This window comes from Solibacillus sp. NPDC093137, assembly GCF_050280445.1.
Lineage (GTDB): Bacteria > Bacillota > Bacilli > Bacillales_A > Planococcaceae > Solibacillus > Solibacillus isronensis_B.
Map to the genome: position 1 here is coordinate 1 of NZ_JBNNVH010000006.1, position 24,340 is coordinate 24,340.

Annotated in this window: 24 protein-coding genes, 16 tRNA genes and 1 rRNA gene; 30 read left to right on the top strand and 11 right to left on the bottom strand. The window is 39.8% G+C overall.

The genetic code is table 11. From position 1 onward, the window contains the following. From rrf to nagB, 18 genes are all read left to right on the top strand, one after another. Nucleotides 1–99: ribosomal RNA gene (gene rrf, locus ACQKN3_RS16255) — 5S ribosomal RNA — on the top strand; the annotation flags it as partial. Between the two features lie 14 nt (nt 100–113). After that, nucleotides 114–189 (top strand) — tRNA-Asn (locus ACQKN3_RS16260). Between the two features lie 9 nt (nt 190–198). Continuing rightward, a tRNA-Ser gene (locus tag ACQKN3_RS16265) sits at nt 199–290 on the top strand. Nucleotides 291–306: 16 nt separating this feature from the next. Beyond that, a tRNA-Glu gene (locus ACQKN3_RS16270) sits at nt 307–381 on the top strand. A gap of 28 nt (nt 382–409) precedes the next feature. Next, a tRNA-Val gene (locus tag ACQKN3_RS16275) sits at nt 410–485 on the top strand. Between the two features lie 18 nt (nt 486–503). Beyond that, nucleotides 504–578 (top strand) — tRNA-Met (locus tag ACQKN3_RS16280). A 3-nt stretch (nt 579–581) separates the two neighbouring features. Further along, nucleotides 582–657, top strand: a tRNA-Asp gene (locus ACQKN3_RS16285). 20 nt (nt 658–677) lie between these two features. Beyond that, nucleotides 678–753 (top strand) — tRNA-Phe (locus tag ACQKN3_RS16290). Nucleotides 754–760: 7 nt separating this feature from the next. Further along, nucleotides 761–836, top strand: a tRNA-Thr gene (locus tag ACQKN3_RS16295). A 6-nt stretch (nt 837–842) separates the two neighbouring features. Next, nucleotides 843–926, top strand: a tRNA-Tyr gene (locus tag ACQKN3_RS16300). A gap of 10 nt (nt 927–936) precedes the next feature. Then, nucleotides 937–1,010 (top strand) — tRNA-Trp (locus ACQKN3_RS16305). A gap of 32 nt (nt 1,011–1,042) precedes the next feature. Next, nucleotides 1,043–1,118: transfer RNA gene (locus ACQKN3_RS16310), tRNA-His, on the top strand. Nucleotides 1,119–1,157: 39 nt separating this feature from the next. Then, nucleotides 1,158–1,233: transfer RNA gene (locus tag ACQKN3_RS16315), tRNA-His, on the top strand. Nucleotides 1,234–1,255: 22 nt separating this feature from the next. Next, nucleotides 1,256–1,330: transfer RNA gene (locus tag ACQKN3_RS16320), tRNA-Gln, on the top strand. Between the two features lie 11 nt (nt 1,331–1,341). Beyond that, nucleotides 1,342–1,416, top strand: a tRNA-Gly gene (locus ACQKN3_RS16325). 5 nt (nt 1,417–1,421) lie between these two features. After that, nucleotides 1,422–1,495: transfer RNA gene (locus ACQKN3_RS16330), tRNA-Cys, on the top strand. A gap of 44 nt (nt 1,496–1,539) precedes the next feature. After that, nucleotides 1,540–1,620: transfer RNA gene (locus ACQKN3_RS16335), tRNA-Leu, on the top strand. A 413-nt stretch (nt 1,621–2,033) separates the two neighbouring features. Beyond that, nucleotides 2,034–2,765 (top strand): glucosamine-6-phosphate deaminase, encoded by a 732-nt coding sequence (gene nagB, locus ACQKN3_RS16340; RefSeq protein WP_427713289.1) that lies wholly within the window; start codon nt 2,034–2,036, stop codon nt 2,763–2,765. Nucleotides 2,766–2,802: 37 nt separating this feature from the next. Here nagB and ACQKN3_RS16345 read toward each other — a convergent pair whose 3' ends face one another. After that, nucleotides 2,803–3,681 carry a DMT family transporter gene (locus ACQKN3_RS16345; RefSeq protein ID WP_427713291.1) on the bottom strand — a complete coding sequence of 293 codons (879 nt, stop codon included), beginning with the start codon at nt 3,679–3,681 and terminating at the stop codon, nt 2,803–2,805. 128 nt (nt 3,682–3,809) lie between these two features. Here ACQKN3_RS16345 and ACQKN3_RS16350 point away from each other — a divergent pair, with 128 nt between their 5' ends. After that, a complete protein-coding gene (locus tag ACQKN3_RS16350) occupies nt 3,810–4,721 on the top strand; it encodes a S66 peptidase family protein (RefSeq protein WP_427713293.1) in 912 nt (303 codons plus the stop codon). Between the two features lie 229 nt (nt 4,722–4,950). On the opposite strand, the gene ACQKN3_RS16355 is transcribed toward ACQKN3_RS16350, so the two are convergent. Both ACQKN3_RS16355 and ACQKN3_RS16360 read right to left on the bottom strand, forming a co-directional pair. Beyond that, a complete protein-coding gene (locus ACQKN3_RS16355; protein WP_427713296.1) occupies nt 4,951–5,460 on the bottom strand; it encodes a hypothetical protein in 510 nt (169 codons plus the stop codon). Nucleotides 5,461–5,473: 13 nt separating this feature from the next. Further along, nucleotides 5,474–6,163 carry a B3/B4 domain-containing protein gene (locus ACQKN3_RS16360; protein ID WP_251690442.1) on the bottom strand — a complete coding sequence of 230 codons (690 nt, stop codon included), beginning with the start codon at nt 6,161–6,163 and terminating at the stop codon, nt 5,474–5,476. A gap of 100 nt (nt 6,164–6,263) precedes the next feature. Here ACQKN3_RS16360 and queG point away from each other — a divergent pair, with 100 nt between their 5' ends. Both queG and trmL read left to right on the top strand, forming a co-directional pair. Beyond that, nucleotides 6,264–7,397: a tRNA epoxyqueuosine(34) reductase QueG gene (gene queG, locus ACQKN3_RS16365; protein ID WP_427713299.1), complete on the top strand. Its 1,134-nt coding sequence runs from the start codon at nt 6,264–6,266 to the stop codon at nt 7,395–7,397. 16 nt (nt 7,398–7,413) lie between these two features. After that, on the top strand, nt 7,414–7,887 hold the full coding sequence (gene trmL / locus ACQKN3_RS16370) for a tRNA (uridine(34)/cytosine(34)/5-carboxymethylaminomethyluridine(34)-2'-O)-methyltransferase TrmL (RefSeq protein WP_251690440.1): 474 nt from the start codon (nt 7,414–7,416) through the stop codon (nt 7,885–7,887). Nucleotides 7,888–7,925: 38 nt separating this feature from the next. Here the strand turns inward: trmL and ACQKN3_RS16375 are convergent, their stop codons facing one another. Next, nucleotides 7,926–8,693, bottom strand: a complete 768-nt coding sequence (locus ACQKN3_RS16375; RefSeq protein ID WP_427713303.1) for a sporulation protein — start codon at nt 8,691–8,693, stop codon at nt 7,926–7,928. 107 nt (nt 8,694–8,800) lie between these two features. Further along, nucleotides 8,801–9,688, bottom strand: coding sequence for a VOC family protein (locus tag ACQKN3_RS16380; protein ID WP_427713306.1), 888 nt, complete (start codon nt 9,686–9,688; stop codon nt 8,801–8,803). Nucleotides 9,689–10,056: 368 nt separating this feature from the next. On the opposite strand from ACQKN3_RS16380, the gene ACQKN3_RS16385 reads away from it, so the two are divergent. Next, nucleotides 10,057–10,221, top strand: coding sequence for a multidrug ABC transporter ATPase (locus ACQKN3_RS16385; RefSeq protein ID WP_251690437.1), 165 nt, complete (start codon nt 10,057–10,059; stop codon nt 10,219–10,221). A gap of 45 nt (nt 10,222–10,266) precedes the next feature. Here the strand turns inward: ACQKN3_RS16385 and ACQKN3_RS16390 are convergent, their stop codons facing one another. Next, nucleotides 10,267–11,880: a long-chain fatty acid--CoA ligase gene (locus ACQKN3_RS16390; protein ID WP_427713309.1), complete on the bottom strand. Its 1,614-nt coding sequence runs from the start codon at nt 11,878–11,880 to the stop codon at nt 10,267–10,269. A gap of 189 nt (nt 11,881–12,069) precedes the next feature. Here ACQKN3_RS16390 and ACQKN3_RS16395 point away from each other — a divergent pair, with 189 nt between their 5' ends. Both ACQKN3_RS16395 and ACQKN3_RS16400 read left to right on the top strand, forming a co-directional pair. Beyond that, a complete protein-coding gene (locus ACQKN3_RS16395; RefSeq protein ID WP_427713312.1) occupies nt 12,070–12,900 on the top strand; it encodes an aldo/keto reductase in 831 nt (276 codons plus the stop codon). Between the two features lie 29 nt (nt 12,901–12,929). Continuing rightward, entirely contained in the window at nt 12,930–13,478 is a 549-nt protein-coding gene (locus ACQKN3_RS16400) for an acyl dehydratase (protein WP_427713314.1), read from the top strand. Between the two features lie 39 nt (nt 13,479–13,517). Here ACQKN3_RS16400 and ACQKN3_RS16405 read toward each other — a convergent pair whose 3' ends face one another. From ACQKN3_RS16405 to ACQKN3_RS16415, 3 genes are read right to left on the bottom strand one after another with little or no spacing between them, the layout of a single operon-like run. Then, complete coding sequence (locus tag ACQKN3_RS16405) at nt 13,518–14,351, bottom strand: RluA family pseudouridine synthase (RefSeq protein WP_251690430.1); 834 nt, start codon at nt 14,349–14,351, stop codon at nt 13,518–13,520. 57 nt (nt 14,352–14,408) lie between these two features. Then, entirely contained in the window at nt 14,409–14,879 is a 471-nt protein-coding gene (locus ACQKN3_RS16410) for a thioredoxin family protein (RefSeq protein ID WP_251690428.1), read from the bottom strand. A 1-nt stretch (nt 14,880) separates the two neighbouring features. Further along, nucleotides 14,881–15,306, bottom strand: a complete 426-nt coding sequence (locus tag ACQKN3_RS16415; RefSeq protein ID WP_251690426.1) for a disulfide oxidoreductase — start codon at nt 15,304–15,306, stop codon at nt 14,881–14,883. A gap of 152 nt (nt 15,307–15,458) precedes the next feature. Between ACQKN3_RS16415 and ACQKN3_RS16420 the strand changes: the two genes are divergently transcribed. The 3 genes from ACQKN3_RS16420 (at nt 15,459) to ACQKN3_RS16430 (ending at nt 18,905) form a co-directional block, all read left to right on the top strand. Then, nucleotides 15,459–17,000, top strand: coding sequence for a bifunctional GNAT family N-acetyltransferase/carbon-nitrogen hydrolase family protein (locus ACQKN3_RS16420; RefSeq protein WP_251690425.1), 1,542 nt, complete (start codon nt 15,459–15,461; stop codon nt 16,998–17,000). A gap of 134 nt (nt 17,001–17,134) precedes the next feature. Further along, the gene (locus tag ACQKN3_RS16425) at nt 17,135–18,247 is read left to right on the top strand and encodes a GAF domain-containing sensor histidine kinase (protein ID WP_427713318.1); all 1,113 of its coding nucleotides are present in this window, start codon (nt 17,135–17,137) and stop codon (nt 18,245–18,247) included. A 10-nt stretch (nt 18,248–18,257) separates the two neighbouring features. After that, the gene (locus ACQKN3_RS16430; protein ID WP_251690421.1) at nt 18,258–18,905 is read left to right on the top strand and encodes a response regulator transcription factor; all 648 of its coding nucleotides are present in this window, start codon (nt 18,258–18,260) and stop codon (nt 18,903–18,905) included. 91 nt (nt 18,906–18,996) lie between these two features. On the opposite strand, the gene ACQKN3_RS16435 is transcribed toward ACQKN3_RS16430, so the two are convergent. After that, the gene (locus ACQKN3_RS16435; RefSeq protein WP_251690457.1) at nt 18,997–20,307 is read right to left on the bottom strand and encodes a hemolysin family protein; all 1,311 of its coding nucleotides are present in this window, start codon (nt 20,305–20,307) and stop codon (nt 18,997–18,999) included. A 414-nt stretch (nt 20,308–20,721) separates the two neighbouring features. Continuing rightward, entirely contained in the window at nt 20,722–20,931 is a 210-nt protein-coding gene (locus tag ACQKN3_RS16440) for a YheE family protein (RefSeq protein WP_008406488.1), read from the bottom strand. Between the two features lie 108 nt (nt 20,932–21,039). Here ACQKN3_RS16440 and ACQKN3_RS16445 point away from each other — a divergent pair, with 108 nt between their 5' ends. The 3 genes from ACQKN3_RS16445 to ACQKN3_RS16455 all read left to right on the top strand — a co-directional run bounded on the left by ACQKN3_RS16445 (nt 21,040) and on the right by ACQKN3_RS16455 (nt 24,223). Further along, complete coding sequence (locus tag ACQKN3_RS16445; protein ID WP_251690419.1) at nt 21,040–22,185, top strand: DUF445 family protein; 1,146 nt, start codon at nt 21,040–21,042, stop codon at nt 22,183–22,185. A gap of 22 nt (nt 22,186–22,207) precedes the next feature. Beyond that, nucleotides 22,208–22,552, top strand: coding sequence for a YlbF family regulator (locus ACQKN3_RS16450; protein ID WP_065216702.1), 345 nt, complete (start codon nt 22,208–22,210; stop codon nt 22,550–22,552). A gap of 168 nt (nt 22,553–22,720) precedes the next feature. Then, entirely contained in the window at nt 22,721–24,223 is a 1,503-nt protein-coding gene (locus ACQKN3_RS16455; RefSeq protein ID WP_251690417.1) for a coproporphyrinogen III oxidase, read from the top strand. Nucleotides 24,224–24,340: the final 117 nt, after the last annotated feature.

Sequence of the window (24,340 nt, forward strand, 5' to 3'; positions counted from 1 at the left end):
AGAGGTCACACCCGTTCCCATACCGAACACGGAAGTTAAGCTCTTTAGCGCCGATGGTAGTTGGGGGCTTCCCCCTGTGAGAGTAGGACGTCGCTAGGCTGTTATAAAATTATTCCGAAGTAGCTCAGTTGGTAGAGCATCCGGCTGTTAACCGGCAGGTCGCAGGTTCGAGTCCTGCCTTCGGAGCCATTAAATCTTGGAGAGTTGTCCGAGTGGCCGAAGGAGCACGATTGGAAATCGTGTATGCGGGTAACCCTGCATCAAGGGTTCAAATCCCTTACTCTCCGCCAGGCAAATTTACAAATAGGCCCGTTGGTCAAGTGGTTAAGACACCGCCCTTTCACGGCGGTAACACGGGTTCGAATCCCGTACGGGTCACCAAAAAGATACATAAGTAGTATCCAGCGTTGGAGGATTAGCTCAGCTGGGAGAGCACCTGCCTTACAAGCAGGGGGTCGGCGGTTCGAGCCCGTCATCCTCCACCATTAAACAAATAATATTATCGCGGGGTGGAGCAGTGGTAGCTCGTCGGGCTCATAACCCGAAGGTCGCAGGTTCAAGTCCTGCCCCCGCAACCAAATGGTCCCGTGGTGTAGCGGTTAACATGCCTGCCTGTCACGCAGGAGATCGCCGGTTCGATCCCGGTCGGGACCGCCATTTTTTAAAAATTAAATTGTGGGTTTGTAGCTCAGTTGGTAGAGCATTAGATTGAAGCTCTAAGTGTCGGCGGTTCGATTCCGTCCAAACCCACCATATTTTTGCCGGTGTAGCTCAGTTGGTAGAGCAACTGACTTGTAATCAGTAGGTCGAGGGTTCGACTCCTTTCGCCGGCACCATTACCTGGAGGGGTAGCGAAGTGGCTAAACGCGGCGGACTGTAAATCCGCTCCTTAGGGTTCGGCGGTTCGAATCCGTCCCCCTCCACCATCCTTTTGATAGGGGCATAGTTTAAAGGTAGAACTACGGTCTCCAAAACCGTCAGTGTGGGTTCGATTCCTACTGCCCCTGCCAAATAACTTATAAATACTTAAAATAATATAGTGGCGGTTGTGGCGAAGTGGTTAACGCACCTGATTGTGGTTCAGGCATTCGTGGGTTCGATTCCCATCAGTCGCCCCATTTTTATTTAGGTTTAAGTATTAAAATTATATTATAGTGGCGGTTGTGGCGAAGTGGTTAACGCACCTGATTGTGGTTCAGGCATTCGTGGGTTCGATTCCCATCAGTCGCCCCATTCTATATAAAATTTAAATATTTGGGGTATAGCCAAGCGGTAAGGCAACGGATTTTGATTCCGTCATGCCCTGGTTCGAATCCAGGTACCCCAGCCATTTTTTTATTTGCGGAAGTAGTTCAGTGGTAGAACACCACCTTGCCAAGGTGGGGGTCGCGAGTTCGAACCTCGTCTTCCGCTCCAAATATGGCGGCATAGCCAAGTGGTAAGGCACAGGTCTGCAACACCTTTATCACCGGTTCAAATCCGGTTGCCGCCTCCATATTTTATTAAATCGGAAAACCCGATTTTTTTTTACCTTATTTTGCCGAGTTGGTGGAATGGCAGACACGACGGACTCAAAATCCGTTGCCGCGAGGCGTGTGGGTTCAAGTCCCACACTCGGTATCTAAAAAAAAGACTTCACAGTTCATACTGTGAGGTCTTTTTTTATTTTTATAATCGATATATAAAGTCCCATAATCTTTTTAAAGAGCATAGAATAGATTATAGAATCCGACTTCAACAGTGTTATTTATAATTGAAATTAGGAAAGAATATATTTATAAATTCTTTTATATGATAATGAGAAAAATGAAGTCTGCGTACGGAATATTGGGAAATTAGTATTGGAGAATATTATATTATATACAAAGAAAATTAGTATTTTTTCCAGAAAATCCTGCACGTTTTTTCTGGCGTATTAAAATTATTTACTATAAAATTAACATAGTGATGTTAGGAATGAATTTAAAAAAACGTATTTTATTTAAGTGATCTATAAATTATGGAATATAGCGAGGAAGTAGGGAATTAAATAAATGAATGTAGCAACAAACTTTAAATGGATTGAAGCGGCGAACTATGATGAGATGAGTAAAATTGCCGCAACAATTTTTATAGACCAACTGAAAAAGAATAGTGAAACGGTATTAGGATTGGCTACTGGAGGTACTCCTGAAGGTTTTTATAAAGAGCTGGTAGCAGCATACAAAGCAGGCGAGGTCTCTTTTGCACAGGCCAAGTCCTTTAATTTGGATGAATATATCGGCATTAATCCGGCAAATGAATCGAGCTACCATTATTATATGGATCATCATCTGTTTAATCATATCGATATGAAACAGGTAAATATTAATTTACCTGCAGGCAATAAATCAAATTTAGAAAAGGCCGCAGCTGAATATGATGCGATGATTAAGGCAGCAGGAAATATTGATATCCAGCTTTTGGGAATTGGTGTGAATGGACATATTGGTTTTAATGAGCCGGGAACTCCCTTCGATTTAGGTACAAATATTGTAGAGCTTGCACAGTCTACACGTGAAGCGAACCAAGTTTATTTTGATTCAATTGATGATGTGCCGACACATGCTATTACAATGGGTATCAAAACAATTTTGAGTTCTAAAAAGATTGTATTATTAATTTCGGGTGCATCAAAACAAGAGGCCTTTGATCGTTTGCGCAGTGGGATAGTAACAGAAGACTTCCCTGCAAGCGCTCTGCACAACCATCCGGATGTGACCGTTATTTATACAGATGTAAAATAAAATAAAGGAGTGCATACAATATGCACTCCTTTTTATATTATTTCATCGTTGAAATAAATACCCCAGCAATAACAGCAATCCCACCGATTACTTGTGCAAGCAGGAGTTGCTCATTTAAAAACAGCACGGCAAAGATTGTAGCGAATAGTGGAATGAAGTTCAAATAGATTCCGGCTTTGTTTGCACCTAAGGAGACAACTCCAGTGTTCCAGCTTAAAAAGGCAACAATTGAAGCAATGATCCCTACATAAATAATCGCCCCCATTGTCGAAGCGTTCCATACGATTGCTTGTGACGTTGTAAGTTGTTCATATACTGCAAACGGGAGTAACATAATGGCACCGATTACGATCGTCACTAAAAATGTAGAGTATCCGGGCAGTTTACCAGCGTACTTTTTAATGAGTAATGAGTAGACACTCCAGCACACTACCGCAACTAATACGATTAAGTCTCCTTTGTTAAATGAAAATGAAAACAGGCTTTGTAATGAACCCCCAGATATAATAAAGAGCACTCCGGCTAAAGACAGCAGCGTGCCGAGCAGTTGAAATTTTGTTAAACGTTCTTTTAAAAAGATGAAGCTCAGTATGTATATAATAATCGGTGTTGATGAATTCATTAATGATGCATTAATGGATGTCGTATAATGCAAGCCGATATAAACGAGCGTATTGAATGCAGCAACTCCTGTAAGTGCTAAAACAATGACGACACCCCAATGCTGTCTCAGTGCAGACCATTCTTTTTTCGTACGTTGGTAAGCGATAGGGAAAAATACGAGAAAGGCGACTATCCATCGTAAAAAAGCAAGAGTAATCGGAGGAATATCTCCAGAAACAGCGCGTCCAATTACAAAGTTACCGCCCCATAATAAAGTAGCTAAAATGAGCAGTAGCGGTGGTGGAAGTTTCATTATTGTACATCTCCTTATATTGGAAAAATGATTTTATCTATTATAGGGACAACCCCATGGAATTTGCAATGCGCTTTACATAAAACGCTATGATACAATAGCGACAGAAGTAAAAGGAGGTCATTAACATGAAAATTCGACCAGCAAGATTACAGCATGGCGATACTGTAGGATTAGTTAATTTAAGCAGTCCGCTTAAGACAGAATCATTAGGTGATAAATTAGCGCTTTTAGAAGAGCTTGGTTTAAAATATAAGCTTGGTAATACGGTACAGGATTATGAAGGCTATTTGGCAGGTTCCGATGAGGAGCGAATTAAAGATTTCCACCAGATGATTGTCGATCCGGAAGTGAAGGCAGTCTTTTTAGTGACGGGCGGCTATGGGGTCTCAAGAATTATCGATAAAATAAGTTACCCATTAATCGAGGACAATCCAAAAATTATTTGGGGCTTTTCTGATGTGACGGCTTTACATACTCAAGTAAACGAGTTTGCAAATTTAGTGACATTCCATGGCCCGATGATGTCCAGTCCAAAAGGGGAGCTGGATACTCTTTCTAAAAAGATGTTCCAACAGCTTTTCCAACCGATTGAAATTCAGTATACGGAAAGCATTTCTCCTCTTACAACAGTTGTACCGGGAGTTGTACGCGGAGAATTGACAGGCGGAAATTTAAACCGTATTGTCAGTACGCTAGGAACTAAATTTGAGATTGATGTACGTAATAAAATTTTACTTCTTGAAGACATAGGGGAAACAATTGAGCAAATTGATTTAATGCTGAACCAGTTGCGTCTTTCAAGAAAGCTGGAGCTTGCAGCAGGTTTTGCTATAGCAGATTTTAATATGCCGGATGATACATATAGCTATGAAGATGTATTGAAGGTAATAGAAGGGTATTTGAAGCCGTTTAACAAACCTGTATTAGCTGGTTTCAAAATTGGCCACTGCGAACCTAATATTGCGATTCCATTAGGTGTGGAAGTAATTTTGGATGCAGATGAAAAAGCATTAAGAATTTTACCAGGTGTAGAGTAAGAATTATATATAATTAAAAGCAAAGACACCTTTTCACAAATGTGAGCAGGTGTCTTTTAATAACGAGCGAGCAAAATTACTCTATAGTTTGTGTTAGCCTTTACTATGGTTGGTTATGAGTTAAAGGTAACATTGTAAACGGTAAAGAGTTATTGGTTTCACCAGTTGTTGGGAATGCCGAAGCATAATCGCTCGTTATTACCTAGTTTGGAGTCTCACCGCCCTAGGTTTAGAAATAATTGCTGTCATCAAATTCAATTTCAACTTGATAGTTTTTGGCATTAATTAAGTTGGAAAGGCGATGTGCCTCTTTTTCAAGCTCGTTTGCACGGTTTCGATATGTCATTGGATCATACAATGCTACGCGGTAAAGCATAGCATCACCGGAATTGTGGTAAAATGCTTCTTTTTCTTCTGAACCAAGGTTTTTACAAAATTGTGCTTCTGCGCGTAATTGGCTCGCCAGTTCAATCGCTTCGACAATAGGCATTTCCTCATCTTTAAATACAACCGTATTGTCGATGTTAGCTCGGTAGATTAGGGCATCAAGCTTACGTGAATCATAACGAAGCTCTTTTAGCTCTCCTTCAAGCATTTCAAGAGAATAGTCAGGTGTTTTTGGCTGTTCACCTTTCTCGATAATAACATGTGTTAATGAATGCACTTGCATTGTTCGTTCCTGTATTCTTTTCGTAATGATACTTTTCAGTTTTACTGCCTCAGCTAAGTTAATACTCAAATGATTCCACTCCTTAAAAATGAACTTTTGAATTTTCCTTTGATAGAATATGTACTTCATATTCGCCACCGCTAATTTGTGTAAACATGTTTCCTGCACTGCTCAATAGTTTAGTTGCTTCTTCTTCACTTAAGGAAGGGCGTAAATAAAAGATTTGCAGCGCATTTGTCGTAGCTTCTGTTACGGCCGTCCTTTTTGAATCAACAAAGGGACTGCCGAATGGGCCGAGCGCATCTTTTGAATGGATGATATTTTCCAATGAATTAAACCGTCCATTGATCCCCTCGTAGCCTGTCGATGCATTACCAACTTCGATTTCCACGTCCCCTTTAATAACATCTAAATCATATATGCCAACAGGAATCTCGTATTGCAGTGAAAAGAAGTTGTTTAAATCAACAGCCGAATGGAACGGTGCTAAATATTGCTGTTTAGCGATACGTCGCATTAAACTTTCGGCAGAGTGACGGTAACGGTTCGGATCACCGCCGAAAGCCTTCCAAAGCTGGCGCCACTCTTTAATGCCAGGTCGTTCTGTCACAGGTGTTTCCTGTAATTCCAAAAATAGATTTTCCTGATAAAGTTGTGTACGTCCTTTAATCATTTGAGGAGATTCTTCAACGATAATTTTGCTATAATGGATAAGGCCAATTTTTAATTGTTCATTTACAGAAAAAAGAGCTTCATTTATTGAAATAGTCATGTAGAACACCTTCTTACATTGTTTTTAATGGAATAAATACTAAAATATGTAATGTGAAATAAATTTATATTTATTGTACCATTTGAAAGGAGCATGTGAAATGAAAGTACATCAACTTCAAGAAGATTTAGTGAAATATGCAGCATCCATTGGTGTTGATAAAATCGGATTTACAACCGCTGCTCCGTTTCATGAATTAAAGAATCGTCTACGTCGTCAGCAACAATTAGCATACCAATCAGGCTTTGAAGAAGCAAATGTAGAGCTGCGTACAGAGCCTTTAAAATTATTAGATGAAGCAGAAAGTATTATTGCGATTGCGATTGCGTATCCTTCACGCATGCAAGATGCCCCGCAAGGAAAGAAAGGGGAGCGTCGCGGCATTTTTTGTCGTGCTTCATGGGGAATTGATTATCATACAGCAGTTCGTGAACGTCTGCAGCTCATTGAAGCTTGGCTGCAGGAACGTGTGCCGAATGTAAAGGTAAAATCGATGGTAGATACCGGGGAACTGGTAGATCGTGCGGTTGCAGAACGAGCAGGAATCGGCTGGAGCGCCAAAAATTGCTCTATCATTACACCTGAATTTGGTTCGTACGTCTATTTAGGCGAAATCATCACGAATATCCCGTTTGCTCCAGATACACCGATGGAAGATGAATGCGGGGACTGTACATTATGTATTGATGTATGTCCAACAGGAGCAATCGTTGCACCAGGGCAGCTGAATTCACAGCGTTGCATAGCTTTTTTAACTCAGACGAAAGGATTTTTGCCCGATGAGTTTCGTGCCAAAATCGGAAACCGTTTGTATGGCTGTGATACATGCCAGACAGTGTGTCCGAAAAATAAAGGAAAGCTAAACTGGATTCATGATGAATTCACGCCGGATCCTGAAATCGCAAAACCGTTACTTCAGCCGCTTTTATCGATTTCCAATAAGGAATTTAAAGCAAAGTTTGGACATGTATCCGGCTCATGGCGCGGCAAAAAGCCAATTCAGCGCAATGCCATTTTAGCGCTTGCCCACTTTAAAGAAGAAGCGGCAATGCCTGACTTAGTTCAAGTATTGCAAAAAGATGAACGCCCTGTATTAAGAGGGACGGCTGCATGGGCAATCGGAAAAATTGGAACAGATGGGGCAGAGGACATTTTATTGGCTGCCAGAAAAACAGAGCAGGATGAAGAAGTGCTGGCCGAGATTGAAAAAGGGCTGGCAATGTTAAATCATTAAGAGAGAAGGATCAGAAGTGCCAAACCATATTGTATTATATCAACCAGAAATCCCAGCAAATACAGGCAACATTGCCCGCACTTGTGCTGGAACGAATACATCATTACATTTAATCCGTCCATTAGGTTTTTCAACAGATGACAAAATGTTAAAGCGTGCTGGATTGGATTATTGGGAACATGTGAATGTCGTATACCATGATTCTTTAGAAGATTTTATCGAGTACAGTAAAGATGGCGATGTTTATTTAATTGAAACATATAGTGATGAGCCATTTACGACACATGATTTCAGAAATTCAGAACGTGACCTGTACTTTATGTTCGGAAGAGAAACGACAGGCTTGCCGAAAGAATTTGCAAAAGAACGTGCCGATATGTGTCTGCGCATACCGCAAAGCGACCATATCCGCTCGCTGAATTTATCAAATACAGCGGCAATTGTGATTTACGAAGTACTAAGACAGCAAAACTATCCAGGTTTAAAATAAAACAAGGCAAGAAGCGACTGATGCTTCTTGCCTTGTTATTATTTCATCTTCGTTTTTATCACTTGCTCAAGCTTTGCCTGGATATTGTCGTGTTCGGATAATGTGAGGCGGATGAAGCTTTCATCCATATCGAATGCTTCGGATAAAAAACCTCCAAGTCCGCGTGCACGTCGATCTACCTGCAATAAAATTTCGACTGAGTTTGGTGATTGATGTAAAAAGACAACTTCAAGTTCGTCTAGATACCGGCGATAAGTGTTGTTTGTCGGTGTAAACTCAAATTCCTGGACAATCGGTGTTTGGCGGCGTAAATAAGAAGGGGCTTGTTCGTTATCTACTTTACGCAACCGGAAACCCATGTTTTGAATCGCTGTTAACACACCATTCGCAAGACGGGTCGGCTGAATCTCGATAAAGTCTTTATCTTTAGGGTCTACCGCATTTTTAATATCTAAGCCGGTTTGAATCCAGACACGCGAGTTGCCCGTCGTTATCGGAACAACAGGGGGCAGGGCGAATGAAAATGGGATTTGGCGTTTTTCTTCTGCCTGAATTGTAAATGGCTCATTTAATTTGTATTTGTGCAACACCGCTACATCTTTAATCTTTTTATCATCAATTTCGCGGATAAAGTTTGTATGAAGTGTTAGATAGATTGCATCAACCTGCTGTTCCGTGCTACCCCCGATGATTTCGACAACACCTGAAATATTTTCATTTAACGTGTAAGTTGATTTGTGCAATTTTGTATCAACTTTTGCTGCTCCTATACCAACACTTGCTAAAACTTTATTAAATAGTGACAAATGAATTCCTCCGTTTATTGTAATTAGTTATGTATACGTAGGACAGAAAAGAAAGTTTCAAAAAGAGCCCGAAAAATTTTTCGGGCTCTTGCTTTAGGTACCGGTAATTATTCACCGTCTAATGTAAATACGGTGCGTAAACCGTTTGGATCGACTGTTGAGAATAACTGAGTACCACCGTGTGATGGTGCTTCTGCAAAGTTTTCAACGATGAATCCGTTATTTGTCAGGCTTTGTTTTACTTCTTCAGCATATTGCGCATCCTTTAACACGACAGTAAAGGATTTTAAGCCAACCATATCGTTCGTTGGAGCATGGCCGTTGTTGCTGTTCCAAGTGTTTAATCCGAAATGGTGGTGGTATTTTCCTGTTGATACGAACAATGCCTGTGCACCGTAACGAGTCACAACATTATAATCTAATACATTTGTATAAAACTGCTCCGATTTGTCCAGATTTACTACGGATAAGTGTACATGCCCCATAACAGTGTCTGCAGGCAAACCGTTCCAGTTGCCGTCTGCAGCTGCTAAGATCGGCTGGAAATTCAGCTGTTCTGTCACCATATGCACTTGTTCGTCCTGATTCCAAGTCCATTCCGATTCATGACGATCGATATAAATTTCGATTCCGTTTCCATCCGGATCGTTCAAGTAAAGCGCTTCTGAAACATCATGGTCTGCAGCACCGAGACGAATATTCATGTTAACAAAATGCTGTACGATGTTTCCTAAGTCCTTGCGAGAGGGTAATAGTAATGCTAAGTGGTATAAACCTGCAAAGCCTTGTTTAAGCGGCTGTGCATTTTGTACTTCGACTAGTGATACTAAGCTTGTTTGTCCGTCTGCTGTTAAGTATGCTTCCGTTTCTGTTTGCTGTAATACTTTAAAGCCGATAACCGTTGTGTAGTATTCGATCGAACGTACTAAGTTAGAAACCTTTAATTGAACATGAGCTGGGTATAGATTAGGTTTTTTATGAAAATGTGTAGCCATAATATATGAACTCCCTTAATGGTTATTTTTTATAATCAACTTACTTTATGTAACTAATATAAAATATGCGACAATAAAAGTCAAATGAAAAAGACAATCGCTACACGACGATTGTCCTTTACTGGAAAGCTAGTGGAATTATCTTTCTTTTGGGAATGGTTTGCTATCATAGCCAGCTGTGAAAATAGCGATTAAAAATGATATGCTGACACCAAGAATTAAAAGTAATTTCATGGAAGAATCCTCCTCATGTTTTAATTATCTCTTTTTTCAGTATAACATAAATTATTTGAATGAATACTTTATTTATGACAGAAATCAGTCAAAATTGGAAAAAAATAATACTAAATTAATTTGGAGGGATTTATATGAAAAGAGAAGAAATCGTTAATGGAAATATGGCGAATACGATGGATGAGCTGAAAATTCTCGGGAAGCAAATGGAGAATTTAAGAGATGGCGGACAATTGGAAGAAGCGGAACGCATTTCAGATCCGCAGCAATATGATGATGAAGAGGATGAAGGGAAATAAATAAATGTGCACTGAAATTTACGTTTCAGTGCACATTTTTTTTCGTTAAATTTGAACCTTATAGTCTTTTAATTGTTCTCGTAATGTTGCTTTTAAAAATTTGCCGACAGAAGTTTTTGGAATTTCATTTAAAAATACGACATCATCCGGAAGCCACCATTTTGCAAAGTCCAGTTCGATTGACTCGATAAGCTCTTCTTTAGAGGCCGTTGCACCTTCTTTTAAAACGACACATGCCAGCGGACGCTCTTGCCACTTCGGATGGGGAACTGCAATTACGGCTGCCTCGAAAACAGCAGGATGTGACATAAGGGCATTTTCCAGATCAACGGACGAAATCCATTCTCCGCCGGATTTGATAAGATCCTTCGTACGATCGGTAAGTTTGATATAGCCTTCTTTTGTGTAGACCGCAATGTCACCTGTATAAAGCCAGCCATCTCGGAATGCTTCATTCGTCCGTTCATCATTGTAGTATTCAGAGGCAATCCATGGACCGCGGACACGCAGTTCACCCATTGTTTTGCCATCCCATGGAACCGGGCCATTTTCATTCACAACTTCTGTTTCAATTAGCGAAACTGTCAAACCTTGAGAAACGCGGATATTTAACTGTTCATCTTCTGTATAGTCGTTCATATCGCTTGTTAGATGCGACATACTTACAAGTGGTGAAGTTTCCGTCATACCATAGGCGTTGATATACGGAACATCAAGTTTTTCATTGTAAGCTTGAATTAAGCCTTTTGGTGATGCGGAGCCACCTGAAATAATTAAACGGACAGATGAAAGGTCACGTGGATTTTTTTCCTGTTCAACCAGTGCGCCTAGCCAAATTGTAGGGACACCTGCTGTAATTGTCACCTTTTCTTGTTCAATCAAGTCCAGTATTAAACTTGGTGTCATCATTGGTCCTGGCAAAACGATATTGGAGCCGAAATTCAATGCAGCAAACGGGAAGCCCCATGCATTTGCATGGAACATCGGCACAACAGGAAGGGCAGTGTCACTTTCTTTTAATGCAAAGGATTCAGCTAGACCAAGTGCCAGGCTATGAAGCACGATGCTTCGATGTGTATAGACGACACCTTTTGGCATACCTGTCGTTGCAGAAGTATAGCACATCCCAGCTGGAAGATTTTCGTCCAGATCAGTCGGGAACTCGTAATTTTCATCCGCTTCCTGAAGAAGCTGTTCGTAGCTGTATACATTCGGGAAACTGGATTGTGGAGCGCTTAATTCATCACCCATGACGATAATATGTTTAACCGTTTTCAAGTGGCCAAGAGCAGGTTCGATTAACGGGAATAAGTCGCTATCAATCAATAAAATTTCATCTTCGGCATGATTGATAATATAAACAATATGTTCAGGGGCAAGGCGGATATTAATCGTGTGTAAAATTGCACCGCCGCATGGAATCGCAAAATACGCTTCTAGGTGACGATGATGATTCCAGGCAAATGTGCCGACTTTTGTACCACGCTTCATCCCGAGCTTTGTCAGGGCATCCGCTAATCGGTGCGTTCTTTTTACATAGTCATTGAATGTAATGCGATGTGTTTTAGTGGGGCTTGTACGAGAGATGATTTGTTTGTTCGGGAAGTACCGCTGTGCACGCTTTAAAAATCCAGTCAAAACTAGTTGTGTATCCATCATAGTTTTTCAGCTCCTCAATGAGAATATATTATTATATATACTCCTGAAGTTGGAGGATTATTCTGTAAATAGTAATATACTAGATAACAAGTTCACAAGACTGTATATATTAACAAATACTAGCAATTAATAAACGATGAATAATTAGAATGTTATAATAAAGACAATCAAATTTAAGAGGTGAACAATATGAACTTACAATCAACGAAAAAGTTAATGAATGGCGCAGAAATGCCTTATTTAGGTTTAGGGGTTTATAAAATGACAGATCGTGATGAAACACTTCAAGCGATTGAAACAGCGCTAGATTTAGGCTACCGTGCAATCGATACAGCCGCGCTTTATTACAATGAAGAAGAAGTAGGGGAAGCAATTCGCCATTCTTCTGTACCGCGCGAGGACATCTTTGTTACAACAAAAGTTTGGAATAGCGACCAAGGGTATGACAATACATTACGTGCATTTGAAACATCATTGAAAAAGCTTGATATGGATTATGTGGACCTTTATTTAACACATTGGCCGGTTGAGGATAAATATGTAGATACGTACCGTGCAATTGAGCGCTTGTATAATGAGAAGCTTATCCGTGTACCTGGGGTATCCAATCATCATGAACATCATTTGAAAAAAATCATGGCAACTTGCAATGAAGCGCCAACGGTCAACCAAATCGAAGCACATCCGTATTTGTCCCAAGAACCGCTGCGCACATTTTGTGAACAGCAGCAGATTGCTGTAACAGCGTGGTCACCGCTAGGCCGCGGAAATGTTTTAAACGATGAAACGATTATTCGTATTGCAAATGAATATAATGTATCACCGGCACAAATCATTTTACGTTGGCATTTACAAAATGATGTCATCATCATTCCGAAATCTGTTACTGCTTCACGTATTAAAGAAAATAGTGAACTATATCATTTCGAATTAACAAATGAAACAATGCAGCAGTTAAATGCATTGAATCGCAATGAACGATTCGGGAAAGATCCGGATAATTTCAGTTTTGATTTCTAACATCGTTTTTACTTAGGGGGAGTGAAACTGTGTTTAAAAAATTTTCACCGAGTTTGTTTTTCTCAATGTCAGCAGTAACGGTTATAGTTGTTGCACCATTTTTTATGATATTCCATCCTATTTTTCAAAATGAGTTTTTTCAGTTTAATAAGTCGTCCGCTACATTTATTCCAAACCCTATTAATTTTAGACTTGTACTTGTAACAGGTTTGGTTTTGATTGTGATGTTTTGGCTTTTAGCGTACAGGCGTAATATGAAAGTTTATTTGATCGGTCTGTTACTCTTTATATTGAGTATTGGCATTGGTTATTTATCGACTCAAAATTATTTATTGATTAGCCAGGAACAATTGGAACGTCACTATTTATTTGAGGAACAACAATATCGGTGGGAAGAATTCGATGAAGTTGTTTATGAATATGTGGTAGGTAGTAACAAGGGAGATATCACATTTACAACAAAAACAGGGGATCAGTTTGTTATTAAAGAAAAAGAATTGCACTCAACTGGTAAAAGCTTAATTTATCAACTTTCGCGAGAGAATGAAGTAACCTATATTGAGCGTGAAAAAAGATAAGAAACAGGCGTCCGTAGTTTAATTACGGACGCCTGTTTTTTAGTTATCTTTAACGATGATTTGCTCGTCTAAAAACGGGTGCATAAATGCTAGTTGAATGGCATGCAGTGCATAATCGCCTGATGCAGTTTCACGTGCACCGTACATTGTATCGCCTACGATCGGGTGACCTAAATGTGCCATATGCACGCGGATTTGGTGAGTACGACCTGTCTCAAGAACAACATGGACAATACATGTGCCTTTATAGCGATTCATTACTTCATAATGTGTCACGGCATGCTGGCCAGTAGGTGACACGACGCGGCGAGTATTGTGATGACGGTCTTTACCGATGGCCGCGTTAATCGTACCGCTGTCAGTACGGAGATTGCCCTGAACTTCTGCAGCATACGTACGGACGATTGTTTTTTCCTCGATCATACGGTCAAAAATAGACTTTGCAATCGGATGCTTTGCGACTAGCAGTAATCCGTTTGTCCCTTGATCGAGACGGTGTACGTGCTCTGCATAGTGTCCGCCGTTGTCCAGAATGTGACGCATTACATGATTCATGCATGTATCATTGTCTGTTGGTTCGTTTGGATGTGTTGCCATCCCTTTAGGCTTTGAAACAATTAGGCAGTGCTCATCTTCATAGCGGATCTTTACATCACAGCTGTCCGTTGGAATATAGTTCGAAGCGGGTATATCAAAAGCAAATTCGATTTTCGTTCCTTTCTCGAATGGCTCCTTCCAAATAACAGGCTCTCCATCGATTGTAACTGCCTTAGCCATACGCAATTCATGAACAAGCTTTTTGCCTAAGCGCCACTTTTCGCGCAGCAGGTCTTCAACGGTTTGTCCGTTTTCGTGAATGATATATGTGAACATTAATTTTCCTCCAAATGAAAAATCGTGCTCGTAAAGAACACGATTTTGAATATAGTCTTATTTTAACACAACATCGTTAAAGAATTGACGCGTTGTTTCATCTGGAGCGTCACCTTCTAAACGAGCAACTTCTTCACCGTTTTCGAAATAGATAAGTGTTGGTGTTGCTTGAATATTATAAGTATTCCACTCATCCGTATACTCAAGAATGTTTAATTGATCAACTTGAACATCTAGTTCATCGGCAATTGGCATAAGTTTTGGAGTATAGTTTTGGCAGTGTGAACATTCGGGACTGAAGAAATAGCCGACAACGCCGTCACCTGACTCGATTTTTTCTGCTAAAGCATCCGGTAAAATGATATTTTGATAGTTTTCATCGTCCAATAAGTCGATTGTTGATTGTTTTAAGTTGTCTGTACCGTACGGATTGTTTTCTAGTTTTTCATTGTTTTTCATGTTTGTCAGTACAATAATTGCTGCGAATAATAACACAATAACCGCACCGACAATCGCTAACTTTTTCAAATTATTTCTCCCCCTTTAAAACCTTTAACATATAAAAACTAACTGCTGCTATAATAACAAAAGCAGTAAGCGCCAAAAATGGGATCGTAATGAAGCCTAGCCAGTTAATATACTGACCGGTACACGCTACTCGACCACAAGCAGGTGCTGCATCCTGCATAAAAACTAACTTTTGCAGGCTATAATGATAAAGAGATGTTGCCGCTCCAATTGTAGAGAACACGGCTGTTGTTAATGCAATTTTCGCATTTTTCTGGATGTAGGCAATCGTTGAAATCAGCACAATAGGGTACATTATAATGCGCTGGTACCAGCATAATGTACATGGTTCATAGCTTCGTATTTCAGAAAAGTACAATGATCCGAGCGTTGCTGTCAACGATACAACCCAAATAATAAGCAAGGCATTTTCAAGTTTTTTGGACATAGTGCTACCTCGATATTCAAATTTTAACTTCTATCGGCAGAAGTTTTTCATATTTATTCTCATTGATTATAGTTTGAATTCGAGAAAAAGTAAATTACTACGTTTATCAAAGGCTATTAAAAGGAAAGTTAAATATGGAGGGGGAGTTTTGCATGACAGATTCATTAGATATGTCCCAATTTGAAAAACCAATGATTATCCGAAATATGACAACAGAGGATATTGACTCGATATTAGAAATTCAGCGTATATGCTTTCCAGGTATGGAGCCATGGGAACGAGCGCATTTATACAGCCATTTAACGATTTTTCCTGAGGGTCAAATGGTGGCCGAGCTTGATGGGAAAGTGATCGGTTCCTGCTCAAGTTTGCGCATTAATTTCGATGAATACGATGACCGCCATACATGGAATGATATTACCGACAATGGCTTTATTACAAACCACAATCCGGATGGCTATAATCTGTACGGAATTGAAGTAATGGTACACCCGGCGTATCGACGTATGAAAGTCGGTCAAAGGCTTTATGAGGCGAGGAAAGACCTGGCACGAACACTTAATTTAAAATCCATCATTATTGGCGGCCGTATTCCAAACTACCATGTCCATTCGGATGAAATGAGTCCGCGTGATTATGTGGATGCGGTAAGCCGCCATAAAATATATGACCCGGTGCTGACATTCCAGATGATGAACGGCTTTATTTTAATGCGTATCAATCCAAACTATCTGCCGGACGATAGAGCTTCGGGCAAGTATGCGACATTAATGGAATGGAACAACGTGGATTATCGTCCACTGACAAAACGTCATTTCAAGACAAGTTATCCAGTGCGTATTTGTGTTGTGCAATATATGATGCGCGCGATCGATTCTTTCGAAGACTTTGCGAAACAGTGCGAATACTTTGTGGATGTCGGGTCTGATGCAGGCTCGGATTTTGTTGTCTTTCCGGAGATTTTTACGACGCAGCTGATGAGTTTCTTAAATGAGAAATCACCATCACAGGCTGTCCGTAAATTGACGAAATATACACCTGAATACATCGAACTGTTTACAAGTCTGGCGGTCCGCTACAATGTCAACATTATCGGCGGTTCGCATTTCGTTGAGGAAGAGGATGAGGAAATTTACAATATCGCCTACTTATTCAGACGTGACGGGACAATTGAAAAGCAGTATAAAATTCACATTACACCAAATGAACGCAAATGGTGGGGAATCAGTAACGGTGATAAAGTACGCGTATTTGATACGGACTGCGGCAAGATCGCCATTCAGATCTGCTATGATATCGAGTTTCCGGAACTTGCACGCATTGCGACAGATATGGGCGCGAATATTATTTTCACGCCGTTTTGTACAGAAGATCGTCAAGGCTATTTACGCGTGCGCTATTGTGCACAGTCACGAGCGATTGAAAACCAGATTTACACGGTTATTTCCGGAACGGTCGGCAACTTGCCTGAAACGGAAAATATGGATATCCAATATGCGCAATCGGCCATTTTCGCACCAAGCGATTTTGAATTTGCGCGAGATGGAATTGTCGGAGAGACGAGTCCAAACCTGGAAATGGTATTGATCGGGGATGTCGATCTGGAAATATTGCGCCGACAACGCCAAGACGGTACCGTAAAGCACCTTAAAGACAGACGCCATGACGTATATCGCGTGGAATATTTGAAATAAATTACAGGGGAATTCTGCTATTGTAAAAGATAGCAGGATTTTTTTCATTCAAAAGTATGAGAGGGATAGCGGTGCGTTCTATTTAATTGAAATGGTATGATAGAGAAAAGTGAAGTTGCAAAGGAAGAGCCAGTATGACAAAAGACCAATCGAATATTGCCATATTAAAAGAAATTGCTGAGCTGTTAAACGAGGAAACAGAGATGATTCCGATGCTGAATGGTGCGCTGTCGAAATTTTTAAGCGGTACGAAATTCGAGACAGGCTGGATTTTCTTTATCGATGAAAAAGGAAAGTCGGAGCTTGTAGTGAAGCAGGATTTACCGGATGCGCTTAGCCATAACGATTGCCATTATTTAAAGAAGGGCGGATGCTGGTGTGTGTCCCGTTTCCGCAATGAAGAATTAAAAAAAGCTTCGAATATTATTGAATGCCAGCGCATTGAAAGTGCCATCGCAGCAAATGTAGGCGATCATAACGAAATTACCCATCATGCGACTGTACCATTGCAGTCAGGGCAGGAACGCTTCGGGTTGCTTAATGTCGCTTCAAGAAATACAGTCCGCTTTTCCGACGAAGAGCTGGATTTACTTGAATCCGTAGCCTTTCAGATGGGTTCGGCGATTAAACGTATTTATTTAACAAATGAACAGCAGGAAATTGCGCTTGTTCAGGAACGCAACCGTTTAGCGCGCGATTTACATGATTCTGTCAACCAGCTTCTTTTTTCAGTAACACTTACAGCCCGTGCTGGAGTAGAGATGAGCAACGAGCAGGATATTAAAGAAACATTTAAAGATATTCAGCAGCTTACACAGGAGGCTTTGACGGAAATGCGTGCACTCATTTGGCAGCTCCGTCCGAAAGGTTTGGAAAGCGGGCTCATTGAAGCGATCAAAGTGTATGCAGAAATGCTGAGCTTGAAATTAACGGTTAATGTTTCGGGGGTCATTCAATTCCCCTCAAGAGTAGAGGAAACGCTTTTCCGAATTACTCAGGAAGCATTGAATAATGTACGAAAACATGCAGGTGTAAAGACTGTGGAAATATATATCAACGTGACCGCTACCGATGTATTACTCGTTATAAACGATACAGGCCAAGGCTTTAATGTGGAGGCGCATCGCCGCATACCATCAATCGGCATGCAATCAATTATTGACCGGGCACATGCAGTTGGAGGCACCGCAGATTGGGTAAGTGAAATTGGAAAAGGAACAGAATTGCTTGTTCGTTTACCATACTAGGGGGGATTTGATGATACGGGTACTAATAGCAGATGACCATCATGTAGTAAGACGGGGGTTATTATTCTTTTTAAAAACTCAAAAGGACATCGAAGTTGTAGGCGAAGCGAAAAACGGATTAGAAGCAGTAGATCTTGTTGAACAACTTTCTCCCGATATCGTTTTAATGGACCTTGTCATGCCTGAGATGGACGGCATCCAGGCAACTAAAAAAATAAAAAAGAATTGGCCGCATATTAAAATACTGATGCTGACAAGCTTTTCAGATAAAGACCATGTGCTGCCGGCAATGGATGCAGGGGCATCAGGCTACCAGCTAAAAGATATTGAACCGGATGATTTGGTGGAATCAATCCGTCAGATTATGCGCGGAGAAAATACGATCCATCCGGAAGCGACTACGCAATTAGAAGAAGGGCTGCGCGAAGATGAGAACAAGCCCCATATTTTAAATCCGCTGACACCGCGGGAACAGGACGTATTGGCGGAACTGACAAAGGGTAAAAGCAATAGGGAAATCGCTTCTTCGTTATATGTGACGGAAAAAACGGTTAAAACCCATATATCGAATATTTTTGCGAAGCTCCATGTACAGGACCGTACTCAGGCCGCTTTATATGCTGTAAAACATAATTTGACTGAGACGAATGAAAGCTAAACGAAGTTAATTTAAATAGCTCAATTCATCAGATAAAATTAAAAACCTCACTTTTTCTCCGGTAGGAAAAAGAGTGAGGTTTTTGTATTGATTATAGAATTTCCTCGTCTGTCGTTTCAGACGGCGGAAGTTTTGTTACTTCAATATACAAAATGTGGTGACCATCGAGTTCGGTTACTTTGAACCTATAGCCCTCTGATTCAATGATATCGCCTTCTTGAACATCGAAGCGTTGTGTCATGAACCAGCCGCCGATTGTGTCGATATCTTCATCTTCAATTGTTGTACCTAAAATATCATTCATTTCCTGCAACAACATTTTAGAGTCAAAGATGTAGTGATCCTCTGCGATTTCCTGTATTTCCGGAATTTCATCTTCATCGAACTCATCTTGAATATCACCGATAATTTCCTCGATGATATCTTCAATTGTTACTAAACCGGAAGTACCACCGTATTCATCCATTAAAATAGCCATGTGAATACGTTCGCTTTGAATTTTTAATAATAAATCACTAATAGGAATTGTTTCGATTACCCGAATCACCGGTTGCATATAGTCATCAACAAGTTTATCGCCATTTGCTGAATCTTTAATATAGGCTGTTAATAAATGCTTCATATTAACAAGGCCGATGACATGGTCTTTGTCGCCATCTGTAACAGGGTAACGTGTATATTGTTCAATGCCCATTACTTCAAATACTTCGCGAATCGTTTGACCTCTTTCAATACTGATAATTTCAGTACGAGGTACCATTATCTCCTTCGCTATTCGATCAGAAAACTCAAAAATACTATTTACATATTCGTATTCCGAGTGGTTAATTTCCCCACCTTTAAAGCTGTCTGATAAAATCATGCGAAGCTCTTCTTCAGAGTGCGCTTCTTCAGATTCAGAAATCATTTTTAAGCCGAAAAGTCCAGTTAATCCACGTGCCGATCCGTTTAAAGCACGGATGAAAGGATACATGATATTGTGGAACAGAATTAAAAATCCTGACAGCTTTAATGTTACGGCTTCTGCTTTTTGAATAGCGAGAGTTTTTGGTGCTAATTCCCCTACGACAACGTGTATGAACGTTACGAGTGAGAAGGCAACAATAAATGAAAGAACAGTTGTGACATTACCGCTTAAGTTAAAGAACTCAAATACTGGATGAAGAATTATTTCGAAAGTCGGTTCTCCGAGCCATCCGAGTCCTAATGCCGTAATCGTAATTCCGAGCTGACAAGCAGATAAATACTCATCGAGGTTTGAAATTACCTTTTTTGCCCGTATTGCAGATTTATTTCCTTCTGCTACAAGCTGATCAATTTTTGTCGTTCTTACTTTAACTATTGCAAACTCAGTTGCAACGAAAAATGCCGTAGCGGCAATTAAGATAGCAAATGCTATCAACCTAATGGTTAGTTCGATTCCTATGTCTACGTCCAACTATATTCCCTATTCGCGGCGCAAATGAGCGTGGCAAATAAAGAGTACACCTCCTAAAAAAATTTTAATACTACAATCATAAAATATTTACGTAAAAAAAACAATTTATGAATTTGAAAATTGAGGAAATAATTTGAAGTGGGATTGATGTCTATAATAAAAAAATGAATGATTTACCAGATGTGGATAAATTGATAGAAAATTGAAATTTCAATAGATTTATGCTACTGTGAAATGGTAGATAATGATAATTTAGTAGGCAGAGTAATTAGCAAACGCCAGCAGCTATAATTACCTGCAGCCAGCTATTAAATTATGATTACTCGAAACGCGCATAAAAATGGGAGCATCGAAAATTCGACTGCTCCCATTTCTTTTTTATTCGTAAACATGAAAGAGCATTAACTCGTGAATCATTTTCTCAAGCTGTTCTTTCTGTTCTTCAGCAGGACTTTCCCCAAAGAATTTGATGCTTCCATCTTTATAATATTCCGCTACATAACGTTTCTGCTCATAGAAAAAGCGGATGGACCACCCCGGAATTTGACTGTTTTCAAATAATGGCTTATAGCTAAAATGTTGAATCATGAAACTTCCCTCCCTATTTTATCGTACAAGAAAGTAGTACATTGTTGCAATTTTTCTTTTTTGAAATTAATAATAGAACATACACATGATGAAGAAAGAGTGAGCAAAATGGGAGAATTTATTTCGCTATTATTCCTGCTTGGTGTTGTAGGGGCTGTCGTTGGTGCAGCGACAAATTATATGGCAATCAAAATGCTGTTTAGACCTTATAAGCCAATCTATTTTAAAAAATGGAAGCTGCCGTTAACACCGGGGCTTATTCCGAAACGCCGTGAGGATTTGGCGATTCAGTTAGGAAAAACCGTTTCGGAATATTTACTGACACCCGAAACAATTAAGAAAAAGTTTTTATCAAAAGAAATACGCGAAAATGTATTAACTTTTGCGCAAAATAAAGTGTCGCAAGAAATTTTTACTAACGAAAAAACGATTAATGACTGGATTCGTTTGGCGGGTTTCACACAATTACCGCAAACAGTGGAAGGGAAAGTGGATGAACTTATTCACCTACAATTCCATAAAGTAAAAAATACGTTATCATCAAAATCGATCCGTGAATTATTACCGAATGATTTGGAGCCTATGCTGGACCAGAAAATCGATGAGGCTGTCGTACAGATATTGCAAAAGGGCGAAGATTATTTTATGTCGCCAGAAGGTACGATGACAATCAAAAACATGCTGGATGACTTCTTATCGACAAAAGGTTCATTTGGCGGAATGATCCAGATGTTTTTAGGAGACTCCACATCACTCGTTGATAAAGTACAGCGTGAACTTATAAAGTTTTTAAAAGCTCCAGGAACAGCTGCACTTTTAAATCGAATTTTCACAACAGAATGGGAAAAAATTAAAAATCGCCCGGCAATGGACTTTATGAATGATGTAAACTTTGATACGATTGAAACGAGTATCCAAAGCTATGCAAAAAATGCATTGGCATTGGAGGCACGCCTGGATAAAACGATTAATGACTATTGGCCACAAGGAAAAGACTGGGCTACAAATGATCTGCTCCCTAAAATGATGGATAAAACATTTATTGCAGCAGAAGGAAAAATCGAAGACGTACTGAAGCGATTGAATTTAGCGGAAGTCGTTCGAGAGCAAGTAGATTCTTTCCCTATCGCCAAATTAGAAGAGCTTGTACTAGGTATTATTAGTAAAGAGCTGAAATTAATCACATGGCTGGGCGGCATTATTGGTGGTCTTGTCGGGATCATTCAAGCGTTAATCGTCTTTTTGACGAACTAAAAAGAGAAAGTAGGAATATTACATGATTAATATTTATGAAGATATTAATAAACTTGAAGCAACATTCCGCAAGACTGATGAGTTTCAAAATTTAAAGAACGCAGTGGAAACTGTACGTGCAGATGAGGAAGCTAAAGTATTATTCACAAACTTCCGCGATGTTCAATTAAAGATGCAGGACAAACAAAATGCTGGTGAAGAAATTACAGAAGAAGAGTATGTATTTTTACAAAAAACAGCACAGTTGGCTCAGCAAAACGCTAAAATTATAGCAATGCTTGAAGCGGAAATGGCTTTAAGTGCAGTAATTCAGGAAATTAACCGTATTATCACACAGCCAATCCAAGCAATGTACGACGGACTATAAGATTCAAAGGGGTCACACTTTTGTGTGGCTCCTTTTTATTTTGAGGATAATGAGGGCAATATCCCAATTAAATTTACTAACAATAAACATGTTTTTTTTCTTCTACCTTAATATTTGTTACAATGAGATAGATTTTTTATTTAATATCATAAGAAGGTAGAGAATAACATGAAAACGATTCATATTAATGAGCAATTCAAAGAAGACTGGACACGTGTTCTTAATCATATAGCCAATTTATTTTACGAGGATTCCGTTATTCAAATCGAGCAGGATGGTTCGGATATGTCGATTGAATTTAACAAGTCTATTGATGAAACTTTTACGATTTACACATTTGCCAAGTTAAAAGTGGATGGGCAGGAATATACGAGCGACTATTCGATTAAGTATGAGACAGAAGGAACGGAAAAAGAACAAAACATCCGAATGAAGCGAGCATTGTCACATGTCATGCTTGATGTACTTGAACAATATTCCGGTATGACTCAGCAGTGGGGTATTTTAACAGGAGTGCGTCCGACAAAGCTTTATCATAAATATCGGAAAGCCGGTATGAACGATGAGCAAATTGCCGCGGTACTAAAAGAGGATTACCGAATTTCGGATCAGAAAATCGCTTTGATGAAAGCGATTGTTGAGCGACAACTTACGGTGATTCCGGATTTGGATGAGCTTGGAAAGGAAATTTCAATTTATATTGGGGTTCCATTCTGTCCGACAATGTGTGCATATTGTACATTCCCGGCCTATGCGATCCAGTCAAATCGTAAGGCAGGACGCGTAGAGAAATTTATCGATGGCCTTCACATTGAGCTGCGTGAAATGGGCAAATGGCTGACAGAAAAAAATATGCGCATTACTTCGATTTACTGGGGCGGGGGCACACCGACATCAATCGAAGCACATGAAATGGATGCATTATATAAAACAATGTTCGATGCTTTCCCGAATCCAGAGTCTATTCGTGAAATTACTGTAGAAGCAGGGCGCCCGGATACGATTACACCTGAAAAGATCGAAGTGTTGAAAAAATGGGGCATTGACCGTATTTCCGTTAACCCGCAAAGCTACACGCAAGAAACATTAAAAGCAATTGGCCGCCATCATACTGTTGAAGAAACGGTTGAGAAGTTTTGGCTATCACGCAATTCCGGTATGAATAATATTAATATGGATTTGATCATCGGTTTGCCGAATGAAGGTATTGAAGAATTCGAGAATTCATTAGCAGAGTCTGCTAAAATGCAGCCTGAAAGTTTAACGGTTCATACACTCAGCTTTAAGCGTGCATCGGAAATGACGCGAAACAAAGATAAGTATAAAGTAGCTGACCGTGATACAGTAGGGAAAATGATGCAAATGGCAACAGAATGGACAGCTGAAAACGGCTATGTTCCATATTACTTATACCGCCAGAAAAATATTTTAGGAAACTTGGAAAACGTCGGCTATTGTAAACCGGAAGAAGAGTCGATCTACAATATTGTCATTATGGAAGAAGTGCAAACTATTTTAGGTATCGGCTGCGGAGCTTCCTCGAAGTTCGTGCATCCAACGACCGGCAAAATTACACAGTTCCACAACCCGAAAGATCCAGCAGCATATATCCTGACATTTGAAGAATCAATCGCCAAGAAAATCGCCATTTTAGATGAGCTTTATTCTTAATTTGATGAACTTTAAATATCGCCAAATAGCACAGCCAAACAATTGGCATGTGCTATTTGGTGTTTCTGCGAAGGGGAGATTTTTATAATATGATCAACTTGTGTAAACTAGTAAGAG